Below are 11,857 nucleotides of genomic sequence, written 5' to 3'. Positions count from 1 at the left end.
TTCCTTTTCCCCGTCTCGCGTTTCCCAAGGATGCCGCTACATCGTTCAGCGCGAGGAAAGTCTAATTGACTATCTTCTCATGGATGAAGGCGCTCCGGTCCGTGACAGGCGCGGGCCATAGACGGAAAAGCCACGGATCGAGCTCTGACGAGAGGTCGAACAGTCGAAGCGAGCAAGAAGATGAACGGATCGCGATCAAATCCTTCCCGACAGTCCGACAGGACCTCGCTCGATGCGCTGAACCGCACGATCGAAGGGCTGGAGGCGCGCATCGAAGGGCTGATGGGCAGCGGACGCGATCAGCGGCCGCGCACGCCAACGGCCGAGCGCGATCCTTATGCGGCCCCCCATGCGCCGCGGCCGGCAAGGGCGCCGCTCGAGCCGCGGCCGGATCCGCTGGCGGAAATTCGCCAGCGCCAGCGCGCATTGGAAGCGGGCCGCGAACGCTCCTATGGGCGCGAGCAGGCCGCTCAGCTGCGCGACCCCGCACCCCGCGCCGCGGCGCCACTCGCCGCCCCTGCCTTGCGCGCCGGCGACGACACGATGACCGAGATCGCCCAGGCGCTCGTCAACCTGCGCCAAGACCTGAAGCGCGACATTTCCGAGGGCGTGTCCCGCGAGATGAGCGCGCTGCGCGCCGAACTCCGCGAGATCAAGGCTACTGCCGGAGACAGCCGCTTCGCCGACGACATCCGCGCCGACATGGGCCGTCTTGCCCAGAGCATCAGCCAGTTGACCGGCCGCTCGAGCGGCCCCGAGGCCGCCGGCCTGCGGGAGGAGTTCGAGGAGCTGCGCTCGCTGATGGACGGACTGGCGCGCGAGGATTCGCTGCGCCACATGGAAAACCGCTGGGACGGCGTCGAGAGCCGGCTTGCCGCACTCGATACCGAGGGGCTGCAGGAAGAGCTCGTTTCGCTGGCCTACCGGCTCGACGATATCAAGCGCCATATCGGCGGCATGGGCGAAAGCCCGGCGGTGCGGGCACTGGAAGACAAGCTGATCGCCATCGCCACGGCGATGGAGCAGTTCGGCAACATGATCCAGCCGCATGACCGGGTCATGTCCGAGCAGTTCGCGGCCATGGACACGCGGCTCGATGAGATCAGCCGGGCGATCGCTGCCAGCGGACGCGCGGCCGCCGGCAACGATCCGACGCTGATGCAGCGGCTGGAAAGCCGCCTCTCGTCGCTCGCCGACCAGATCGACCTGATGAGCCATGACGCGGCCAGCCGCGCAAACCCGGCCGACGAGCTGGCGATGCGGCTTGAGGCGCTGACGGAGCGTGTCGAGGAGCTGACCAAGGCGGAAGCGACGTCGCGGCTCGACGAGCGCCTGGAACATCTTTCCTACCTGCTGGAGCGCACCCAGATGGCGGCCGCGCAACCCGACCTCACCGGACCGCTTTCCGACATCTCCCGCAAGATCGACGCGCTCGAGAACGGCGCCGTCAACGACGTGCTGGCTCAGCGGCTCGATTATCTCGCCCGGCGGATCGACGAGATGGCCCATCAGCAACCCGCACCTGCCGCGGCGATCGATGACAGAGCCTTCCAGCGTCTCGAAGGCCGGCTGAGCGACATCGCCGCCCGGCTGGAAGAGACCACAGCGGCCCCGCCAACCGATCCGCGGGCGCTGAAGAACCTCGAAGACCAGATCGCCAATCTTTCGGCGCTGATGAGCGAGCCGCGCGAAGGCGCCGCAATTCCGGCCGATCTCGACCGGCGCATGGGCGCGATCGAAGACTATATGGCGACAAGCGACGAATATATCATCGAGGCGGCGCGCCAGGCGGCGGAAGCCGTCGTCGAGGCCTATTCGCGCAATGGCGGCCTGCAGGGCGGCGTGCCCGCCGCCGACCTGTCGGCGCTGACGGCGCTGGCCGAGGATCTGCGCCATCTCGAGGATATCAGCCGCGACAGCGAGGAGCGCACGCACAAGACCTTCAAGGCGCTGCACGAGACGCTGGTCCATATCGCCGAGCGCCTCGACAGCATGGAAGAGCGCGGACGGCCGATCGCTCAGATGCCGGTGGCCGACGTCGATTTCGATGTCGACCCCTACGCGCTGTTGGTGACCGAAGCCGCCCAGACACCGGAGGCGGTCCTGGCGGCGAAGGCCTCTCCGGTCATCCGCACGGCAGAGGTCGCAGCCGAACCGGTCGCCCAGGCTACGGCGATGAGCGCGACGAGCGCAATCGCCATCGAAGCCGCAACGCGGCCGCCGGAGGCCCCGACGCCGGCACCGGTAAGAACCAGCCTGCTCGCCAGCCTTGGCAAGCGGCTGCGGCCCGCCAAGAAAGCCGAGACGCAGGCGAACGAGCGACCGGTGATCGACCCGGCGCCGTCGATCGATCCCGCCGACGTGGTTCCAACGGATGCCGCGAACGAACTGCTCGAGCCGGGTTCGGGCGCGCCCGACGTCAAGAAGATTCTCGAGCGGGTGCGCGCCAGCCAGAATGCCCAACGCGGCAAACCTGCCGTCGAGACCGATCGCGCCGATTACATCGCCGCTGCGCGCCGGGCGGCGCAGGCAGCCGCAATGGAAGTGGACGCCAATCCGAAGCAGGCGGCAGTCAAGGCCGAGAAGAAGGCCGCGAATGCCGACAAGGCCGGCAAGGCGGGCAAAACCAGCGCCTTTTCGCGCTACCGCCGGCCAATTCTTCTCGCCGTCGGCGCCGTGCTGCTCGCCATCATGGCCTTTCCGCTGGCCCGGACGCTGACGAGCGGCGAACCCGCACCGCAGCCGCCGGCGGAGGTCTCGGCACTGACGGGGGTGACGGACAACCCGCAGCCGGTCCTGCCTGAGGCAACACCCGCCAAGCCGGACACCGGCTCTGCCGATATGAACGCCCCTGCAACGGAGCGCGCGCCGGCCATCGATCAGGCGCAGCCTGAAAAAGCCCCGGCTGCCGCCGGCGATCATCTGACCGATGCAACCCCGCTCGACGGCGAAGGGGCTGCAACCTTGGCCCCCGCCGGCTCGTCCGCGGCTACGCAGGAAACCTCGAGCTTCACTCCGAACAGCCCGACCGCAGCGGCGGCCGCGCCGCAGGCAGCGATCGCCATCCCCGACAGCGTGCAGCCGAAATCACTTGCCGATGCGGCGCAGGGCGGCGACGCCCTGGCGCTGTTCGAGATCGGTGCGCGCTATTCGGACGGCCGCAACGGCATGGGCGTCGATCAGAAACAGGCCGCAGGCTGGTACCAGCTTTCGGCCGACAAGGGTTTTGCACCGGCGCAATACCGGCTCGGCAGCATGTATGAGAAGGGCAACGGCGTCGAACGCGACATCGCCAAGGCGAAGGGCTTCTACGAGCAGGCGGCGACCCAGGGCAATGCCAGCGCCATGCACAATCTCGCCGTTCTCTACGCCTCCGGCGCACTCGGCCAGCAGGATTATGCGACGGCGGCGTCGTGGTTCACCAAGGCCGCCAATCTCGGCATCACCGATAGCCAGTTCAACCTGGCAATCCTCTGCGCGAGGGGCAACGGCGTTCCGGCGGATCTGGAAGAATCCTACAAGTGGTTCGCGATCGCCGCCAAGGCCGGCGACAAGGATGCAGCGCAGAAGCGCGACGAAGTGGCCAACGCCATGAAGGCCGACCAGCTCGAACGGGCGCGCGCCAAGGCCGATCTCTGGAAGCCGGAACCGCTCGACCATCGCGCCAACGGCATCGACATTCCCGACGAATGGGCGGGCACGGGCATGAAGACGGCAACCGTCGACATGAAGAAGGCGATCCGCAACATCCAGGCGATCCTCAACAATAACGGCTTCGACGCCGGCGTGCCGGACGGCGAAATGGGGGCGAAAACCGTCGCCGCGATCAAGAGCTTCCAGAAGTCGATCGGCCAGGAGCCGGACGGCAAGGTGAGCGACGCGACCGTCAAGGCGCTGCTCGAACGCAACAAGCAGGTCGCCAAGGCGATCTGAGGCGCGTCGACGAAGGCCGAGCCTAAAACCCCTCGCCAACCCCTCGCCACAAAGGGGGTTAGGGAGGGTCTTCGCCGGCCCCGCGGCGCTTTGCCGCAAGCTTTTCCGAATTTTTCCAACGGTCGTCACAAAACCTGAAAAAAGCCCGATTATGGCGGACATATCGATCCGCGCATCGCCGAATCTCCTGCCATCGATCTCCATCCATCAGGGCCGATCGAAAGCCTCTGGCAACGATTTCACAGTATGGTGTGCATTCGAACGGGGACATGACAGGAACCGCCCGGCAGGAGCGGTCATCATTCGGGGTCGGTTGTGACAATCTATCTGCCAATCGCAGAATTGTCGGTGAACATCTTCATCATTCTCGGCATGGGGGCGGCCGTCGGATTCCTGTCTGGAATGTTCGGCGTCGGCGGCGGTTTTCTCATCACCCCGCTATTGATCTTCTACAACATCCCGCCCGTCGTCGCCGTCGCCACCGGTGCCAACCAGGTCGTGGCGTCGTCGATTTCGGGCGCGATCACCCATTTCCGACGCGGCACGCTCGACGTCAAGCTCGGCACGGTGCTTCTGGTCGGCGGTCTTTCGGGGGCGACCGTCGGCATCTGGATCTTCTCGCTGCTGCGTGCCATCGGCCAGCTCGATCTGATCATCTCGCTGATGTATGTCGTCTTCCTCGGCACGGTCGGCGGGTTGATGCTGCTCGAAAGCATCAATGCCATGCGGCGGGCGGCACGCAATGAGCCGCCTGTACCGCGCAAGCCGGGCCACCAGCACTGGGTGCACAAGCTGCCGCTCAAGGTGCGCTTCAAGAAATCGAAGATCTTCCTCAGCGTCATTCCGATCATTGCGCTCGGCTTTGCGATCGGTATCCTCACCTCGATCATGGGTGTCGGCGGCGGCTTCATCATGGTGCCGGCAATGATCTACCTCCTGCGCATCCCAACCAATGTCGTGGTCGGCACCTCGCTCTATCAGATCATCTTCGTGACCGCCTATACGACGATCGTGCAGGCGGCGACGAACTTCTCCGTCGACATCGTGCTTGCCTTCATCCTGATGGTGGCGGGTGTCGTCGGGGCGCAATACGGCGTGCGCGTCGGCCAGAAGCTGCGCGGCGAACAGCTGCGCGCCCTGCTCGGCCTGCTGGTGCTGGCCGTCGGCCTGCGTCTGGCGATCGCGCTGGTGGTCACGCCGGCGGACGTCTATTCGGTGGTGATGGGGACCGGCAACTGATGCGCCTGCTTGCCTCGATCCTCCTGCTCCTGTGTCTGCAGCCGGCGGTTGCCGGAGCGCAGTGGCTGCCGGGGCAGGCAACGGAAGCGGTGCGCGAGGGGCTCGAGATCGGCACATCGACCAGCGAAATCGCCATCACTTCGGATTTCCATGGCGCGGATCTGACGATCTTCGGGGCGCTCTCGAACACCGACCAGCTGCTGCTCGCCATTGGCCAGTATGACGTGGTGGTGGTGCTGGAAGGCCCGCGCGAGGACGCAACGGTGCGCAAGAAGGAACGCGTCTTCGGCATCTGGGTGAACAGGCGCTCGATGACTTTCGAGGCGGTGCCGCATTCCTATTCGATGTCGAGCTCGCGCATGATCGACGATCTGACGACGCCGCTCGAACTCACCGATCAGGGGATCGGCATCGACCACATTCCGCTGACGCCGGTCGGCTTCGTCGGCGACGGCAGCAATCTCGGCGAATTCCGTCAGGCTTTCCTCCGACTGCAGCAGGGCGGCGCGCTTTATGACCGCAACCCGAGCGGCGTGCGGTTCGTTTCATCGAACCTCTTCAAGGCGAGCCTGCGCCTGCCGGCAAATATTCCGAACGGGGTGCATACGGTGCGTGCCTATCTCTTCAAGAGCGGCAATCTCATCACCGATAAATCGCTGCCGCTGCGCGTCATCAAGACGGGCATCGAGCAGACGATCACCGATGCGGCCCATGATCAGCCGATCCTCTACGGCTTTGCGGCCGTGGCGCTCGCCGTCGTCACCGGCTGGGGGGCCAGCCTGATCTTCCGCAAGGAATGATCCGGCGCCGACGGCGAAATCATCGCGCCCTTGTCTCATGTCTTCAGGAAGGCGAGCCGCTCATCGACGCGGGCGGGGGCAATTTCCAGAATATCGGCGCTGACGACGCCTTCCGCTACAAAAGGATCCTGCCGGATCCGGGTTTCGAGTTCAGCGCGCGAGGTGTTGTGAGCGACGACCGCTCCACCTGCGTTCGGCTGAAGGCCGCCGGCGAGAAAAAAAATCCCATCGTCGAAGCCGCGTTTGAGCCAGGCATTGTGCGCCTCCATCAGAACGGGCGCTTTGGCCTTGCCATCAGAAAACTTCAGCGTAATGAAAAACATCCAAGGGCTCCTTTAGCAATGCTGTCGGGAATAGGTTTCGGGAAAGACGGGTGTTCCGGGCCGCTGCGCAGACAGCCAGGCGCGCATGTTTTCCACCTCGTTTCGAACAAAGATTTCGTCGTGATAGGCGGCCGCGAGCGTCGCAACACCTTGGCTTCGCATCAGAATGTGCATGGCAAGCGCATCGGCTTCAGCCTCGCGGCCGAATGCGCTGAATTGACGTGAGAGCCAATGGCGAAACAGATCGAAAAGTTCGGCAGCGCGGCCCTTGGCGCTGTGATCGAGCTTGGCGAGTTCGCCGCAAAGCGTGCCGACCGGACAGCCATAGGCCATGATCTTCGCCTGATTGACGATGAGGAGATTGACGAAGCTGAGAATGCGCTCCTCAGGGGTCTCGGCTTTCGCTTCCCACCCATCGAGCATTGACCTGGTCTTGCGGAGGCGATGGGTGATCACCGCATCGAGAAGCTCGTCCTTCGTCTTGAAGTGATAATAAAAATTGCCTCGCGAGAGTCCGACTACTCCCGCAATGTCGGCAAAGGACGTTGCTTCGAAGCCTCTTTCATAGAAAAGCCCGTCGGCGGCTTCCACTATCTGCTGTCGGGTGGCCGCAGCGACCATTATATTCTCCCTCTATCCGCGATAGGCTACGACTCGTAGGTCATTTGACCTAGACGGTATTTGGACAATCGACCTGAAGAGTCAAGCGCCGAGACCCTTGTCGATGGAGCCTTTCGAACCACTTGCCTTTCGCAATCAGTTGTACTATCGTGAACCAGTTGCTTATTGAAACTGGTTTTTCGAGGAGGATAAAAATGCGGAAGCTTGTCGTGTGGAACCTGATGACGCTCGATGGCTATTTCGAGGGAACGAAACCGTGGGACATCGACTTCCACAATCTCGCCTGGGGACCGGAGCTCAAGCGCTATGCCGAGCAGTTCGGCGAGGAAGGTGATCTTCTGGTCTTCGGCCGCAAGACCTATGAAGGCATGGCCGCCTACTGGCCGACCGCGGAGGACGAAGACAAGATCAAGGCCTATATGAACGGCACTCCCAAGATCGCCGTCTCTCGAACGATGACCGATCCCGGCTGGAACAATGCGCGTGTCGTCAGCGATCCTATCCCCGAGTTGAGGAGGCTGAAGCAGGAAGACGGCAAGACCATCTTCATCTTCGGCAGCGCCGTGCTTGCCGACAGCCTGCTGAAGGCCGGCCTCATCGATGAGATCAGGGTCTGCGTGGTGCCGGTCATTCTCGGCGGCGGCAATCCCCTTTTCAAAGCGAACGAGGCCCAAGTGCCGTTGAAGCTCATCGAATCCTCGACCACGCAAAGTGGCGCGGTGATCCTGCGCTACGAGCCGGTCGAGGCGTAGCGGCCCGTGGGTCTTGGCTGTCTAGTTCCTGAAAAAGACCCTTCCCCAACCCTCCCCACAAGGGGGAGGGGCTTATATGCCGCCCCCGCTGCTCTCCATATCACCCTTGCATCTGCGGAAAGGCTGACGTCTGCCCAATTGGCGCAGCGCCTTAGCCCCTCCCCTTGTGCGGAGGGATTGGGGAGGAGTCTTCATAATGGCATCCCTTCGGAAAAGCTCGTATTCGACTAAAAACCGGTTTTTAACATTTACGAGTTAGTAATCTCTCGGAAACGAGAGGTTCTGTTATGCGTACTCGTATCGTTCTGACCGCCGTGGGTCTCGCGCTGCTTGCCGGCTGCGCGACGGCGCCGAAGCAGACGAGGAACATCTGCGCCGTCTTCGACGAGCGTGAAGGACTTTTCTCCAGCTGGCAGAGGGCGGCCGAGCGGACGGAGAAGAAATACGGCGTGCCCGTACCGATCCTGATGGCGACGATGTACACCGAATCCGGCTTCCAGCCCTATGCGCGGCCGCCGCGCACCAAGCTCTTCGGCTTCATTCCCTGGACCCGGCCGTCGACGGCCTACGGCTATTCGCAAGCGCTCGACGGGACATGGGATCACTATCAGTCGCAGACGGGGAACTGGGCGGCGCGGCGGACGAATTTTACCGACGCGATCGATTTCATCGGCTGGTATCATTACCAGAACAGCGTGGACACCGGCATTCCACTGAACGATGCCTATAACCTCTATCTCGCCTATTATTCCGGTCCGACCGGATATAAGCGCGGTGACTGGCGCTCGAACGGGCAATTGCAGCAGACAGCGCAGAAGTTCGCACGCATGGCCGGGATGTATCAGCAACAGTTGCACGGGTGTGATTGAGTTCAAAGGCGTGCCGTGTGGCACCCTATCGACAGGCGCTACCCCCGCAAATTCCCGTAGCGGACCGAATAGATCCTGTCGCGTCCCAACAGGTGCGCGATCAGCGAAGCTTTGTCGAACAGGCCCTTCATCGCCTGATGGCCGAGGTCGAGACCACCGCTCATCACCCCGAAGGCCGGCATCAGGAGGCGGGCGCCATCGGCGGCAAAACAGGGGCGGCGGATCGATCTTTCGCGTCGGCGCACGGTCGCCGAAGGATGCAGATGGCCGGCGATCTCGCCGCTCTGTAAGCCGTTTCTCGGCTCGTGGCGGAAGGTCAGGCCGGCATAGTGCACCTCGTCGACGCAGGCGCCCGGGAGATCGACGACGCCATCGGGATCGTGATTGCCGTTGACCCAGATCCATTCGCGGCCACGCGCCATGCCGACGATCAAAGCGCGGAAATTGTCCGGCAGATGCTTCGAGCCGATGCGGTCGTGAAAATTGTCGCCGAGCGAGACGACGAGCTTCGGGTCGTAACGCGAGATGACGGCGGAAAGCACGGTCAGCGTCGCCAGCGTGTCATAGGGCGGCAGCATCATGCCGCGGCGGGCGAAGGCGGCACCCTTTTCCAGATGCAGGTCGGAGACGACAAGCAGGCCGGCATCCGGCAGATAGAGGGCGCCGAGCGGATCGCAAACGGCGGCAATACCGTTCACCGACGTCTCGATGCCCGGTATTGCGGCCAGTCCCGATATGTCGCGCGCGAGCGCCAAGCGGTTCATCACTGTCGTCGTTTCCAAATTCGTCAAGCCAGAGCTTCGGCGATCAGATCGTCGGCCGCTTCGGCGAGCAGCGCATCATGGGCCTCGCCCGGCACCGCCTCCCGTCCGATCTCCAGCATCACCGGCACGGCGAGCGGGGAAATATGGTCGAGCGGCCGGTGGGTGATGTGGCCCCTGATTCGCATCAGCATATCGCCAAGACGACTTATGTCCAAAAGTCCCGTCGCCGCATCCTGGCGCGTCGCCTGCAGCAGGATGTGATCCGGCTCATGGCTGCGCAGCACGTCGTAGATCAGATCGGCCGAGACGGTGATCTGGCGGCCGCTCTTCTCCTTGCCCGGATGGCGGCGCTCGATCAAGCCTGCAATCACGGCGCAATTGCGGAAGGTGCGCTTCAGCAGGAAGGATTCGGCGAGCCAGGCTTCGAGATCGTCGCCGAGCATATCCGCATCGAAGAGGTCGGAGAGGCTGAGCCGGCCATTGCCGATCATCAGCCCCATATCCTCCAGGCCCCAGACGGCCAGCGAATAATCGGTGGCGACGAAACCGAGCGGCTTGGCGCCCGCCCGCTCCAGCCGGCGGGTGAGCAGCATGCCGAGCGTCTGATGGGCGAGACGGCCCTCGAAGGGATAGGCGACCATATAGCCGCGGCTGCCGCGCGGAAAGGTTTCGATCAGGAACTCGTCGCGTTTCGGCAGCATCGACTTGTCGGATTGCAGCGCCAGCCAGTCGCGCACCTGATCCGGCAGGTGGCGCCAGCGATCGGGATCGGCGATCATCGCCCGCACCTGCTCGGCGAGATAGGTCGACAGCGGAAACTTGCCGCCATTATAGGCGGGGATCTTCGGATCGAGCGAAAAGGCCTGCGAGGCCAGGCATTCGTTTTCCCGGATGCCTTCGAAACGCAGCACCTTGCCGGAGAAGACGAAGGTGTCGCCCGGCGACAATTGCTCGAGAAAATATTCCTCGACCTTGCCCAGCGTGGCGCCGCCGCGGCCGATCCGGCCGCCCTCGCCGCGCTTGACCATGCGGATGTTCAGCATCGGGCTTTCGACGATGGTGCCGAGGTTGAGGCGGTACTGCTGGGCGACGGCCGGATTGGAGACGCGCCAGCGCCCCTCCTTGGTTTTGCGGATGCGGGCGTAACGCTCGTAGGTCCGAAGCGCATAACCGCCGGTCGCGACGAAATCGACGACGCGCTCGAAGGTCTCCCAGCTGAGATCGGCATAGGGCGAGGCGCTGATGATTTCATCGTAGAGTTCCAGCATGTCGAAAGGTTCGGCGCAGGCCATGCCGAGCACGTGCTGGGCGAGCACGTCGAGCGCGCCGCGGCCGACGGGCGGCGTGTCCTGGGCGCCGATATAATTGGCGTCGAGGGCGGCCTGGCACTCCATCACCTCGAAACGGTTGGCCGGCACGAGGATCGCTTTCGAGGGTTCGTCCATGCGGTGATTGGCGCGGCCGATGCGCTGGGCAAGCCGCGAGGCACCCTTCGGCGCACCGACATGGATGACGAGATCGACATCGCCCCAGTCGATGCCGAGATCGAGGGTTGAGGTGGCGACGACGGCGCGCAGCCGGTTTTCGGCCATCGCCGCCTCGACCTTGCGGCGCTGCGCGACATCGAGCGAACCGTGGTGCAGGGCGATCGGCAGATTGTCGTCATTGATCGTCCAGAGTTCCTGGAACAGCATCTCGGCCTGGCTGCGGGTATTGACGAACAGCAGCGTCGTCTTGTGTTCGAGCAGCTGCTTGTAGACATCGGGAATGGCGTAACGGGCGGCATGACCGGCCCAGGGAATGCGCTCCTCGGTCGACAGGATCGAGATATCGGGTTTGGCGCCGCCTTCGACGACGACGAGACCGGCATGATGCTCCCTGCCCTCCTGCCCCCCGCCCTCCCTTTGGGCGACCAGCCATTTCTGCAGGTCCATCGGCTCGGCAACCGTCGCCGAAAGCCCGATCGTCTTCAGGTCGGGGGCAAGCCGGCGCAGGCGGGCAAGGCCGAGCGACAGCATATGGCCGCGCTTGGAGGTGACGAGCGAGTGCAGCTCGTCGAGCACGACATATTTCAGGTCCTTGAAGAAACGCTCAGCCTCACCGTTGGCCAGAAGCAGGGCGACCTGCTCCGGCGTCGTCAGCAGAATATCCGGTGGATTGAGCTTCTGGCGCTGGCGCTTGGCAATCGGCGTATCGCCGGTGCGATTTTCTATCGTGACGGGCAGACCCATCTCTTCGACCGGCTTCATCAGGTTGCGCTCGATATCGATCGCCAGCGCCTTCAGCGGCGAGACGTAGAGCGTATGGATACCGGTGAAGGCGGAGCCGGGCGGAATTTTGCCGCGGCGGGTGAGATCGGTGAGCGAGGGCAGGAAACCGGCCAGCGTCTTGCCGGCGCCGGTCGGCGCGATCAGCAGCGTGCTCTGGCCGGCCTCGGCGCGGGCGAGCAGCTCCAGCTGATGGGCGCGCGGGCGCCAGCCCTTTTCCGCAAACCAGCGGGTAAAGGCGGCAGGCAGCAAGGTGTCGGAATCGATCTGGTCCACGTCCTGAAGGTAG

9 protein-coding genes are annotated in these 11,857 nt (G+C 63.8%); 5 read left to right on the top strand and 4 right to left on the bottom strand.

The window, feature by feature from the left end:
• The first annotated feature begins 180 nt into the window (after nucleotides 1-180).
• From NL154_RS00935 to NL154_RS00925, 3 genes are all read left to right on the top strand, one after another.
• Nucleotides 181-3,933, top strand: a complete 3,753-nt coding sequence (locus NL154_RS00935) for a peptidoglycan-binding protein (protein WP_221145925.1) — start codon at nucleotides 181-183, stop codon at nucleotides 3,931-3,933.
• A 315-nt stretch (nucleotides 3,934-4,248) separates the two neighbouring features.
• Nucleotides 4,249-5,172: a sulfite exporter TauE/SafE family protein gene (locus tag NL154_RS00930; protein WP_210629298.1), complete on the top strand. Its 924-nt coding sequence runs from the start codon at nucleotides 4,249-4,251 to the stop codon at nucleotides 5,170-5,172.
• The gene (locus NL154_RS00925; RefSeq protein ID WP_221145923.1) at nucleotides 5,172-5,972 is read left to right on the top strand and encodes a TIGR02186 family protein; all 801 of its coding nucleotides are present in this window, start codon (nucleotides 5,172-5,174) and stop codon (nucleotides 5,970-5,972) included. Before NL154_RS00930 ends, NL154_RS00925 begins: the two co-directional genes overlap by 1 nt.
• 35 nt (nucleotides 5,973-6,007) lie before the next feature.
• Here NL154_RS00925 and NL154_RS00920 read toward each other — a convergent pair whose 3' ends face one another.
• Complete coding sequence (locus NL154_RS00920; protein ID WP_210629300.1) at nucleotides 6,008-6,295, bottom strand: YciI family protein; 288 nt, start codon at nucleotides 6,293-6,295, stop codon at nucleotides 6,008-6,010.
• 12 nt (nucleotides 6,296-6,307) lie between these two features.
• Nucleotides 6,308-6,916 (bottom strand): TetR/AcrR family transcriptional regulator, encoded by a 609-nt coding sequence (locus NL154_RS00915; protein WP_434733434.1) that lies wholly within the window; start codon nucleotides 6,914-6,916, stop codon nucleotides 6,308-6,310.
• A 194-nt stretch (nucleotides 6,917-7,110) separates the two neighbouring features.
• Here NL154_RS00915 and NL154_RS00910 point away from each other — a divergent pair, with 194 nt between their 5' ends.
• The gene (locus NL154_RS00910) at nucleotides 7,111-7,668 is read left to right on the top strand and encodes a dihydrofolate reductase family protein (protein WP_221145918.1); all 558 of its coding nucleotides are present in this window, start codon (nucleotides 7,111-7,113) and stop codon (nucleotides 7,666-7,668) included.
• A 287-nt stretch (nucleotides 7,669-7,955) separates the two neighbouring features.
• Nucleotides 7,956-8,537, top strand: coding sequence for a transglycosylase SLT domain-containing protein (locus NL154_RS00905; protein WP_221163584.1), 582 nt, complete (start codon nucleotides 7,956-7,958; stop codon nucleotides 8,535-8,537).
• A 38-nt stretch (nucleotides 8,538-8,575) separates the two neighbouring features.
• Here the strand turns inward: NL154_RS00905 and pdeM are convergent, their stop codons facing one another.
• Nucleotides 8,576-9,301 carry a ligase-associated DNA damage response endonuclease PdeM gene (gene pdeM / locus NL154_RS00900; protein ID WP_210631697.1) on the bottom strand — a complete coding sequence of 242 codons (726 nt, stop codon included), beginning with the start codon at nucleotides 9,299-9,301 and terminating at the stop codon, nucleotides 8,576-8,578.
• Between the two features lie 23 nt (nucleotides 9,302-9,324).
• On the bottom strand, nucleotides 9,325-11,844 hold the full coding sequence (locus tag NL154_RS00895; protein ID WP_434733433.1) for a ligase-associated DNA damage response DEXH box helicase: 2,520 nt from the start codon (nucleotides 11,842-11,844) through the stop codon (nucleotides 9,325-9,327).
• Nucleotides 11,845-11,857 lie beyond the last annotated feature (13 nt).

The sequence above is a fragment of the Rhizobium sp. YTUHZ044 genome (assembly GCF_051123975.1).
Classification (GTDB): domain Bacteria; phylum Pseudomonadota; class Alphaproteobacteria; order Rhizobiales; family Rhizobiaceae; genus Rhizobium.
Note: the sequence above shows the minus strand (reverse complement) of the source record. Positions and strands in the feature narration are given on the sequence as shown.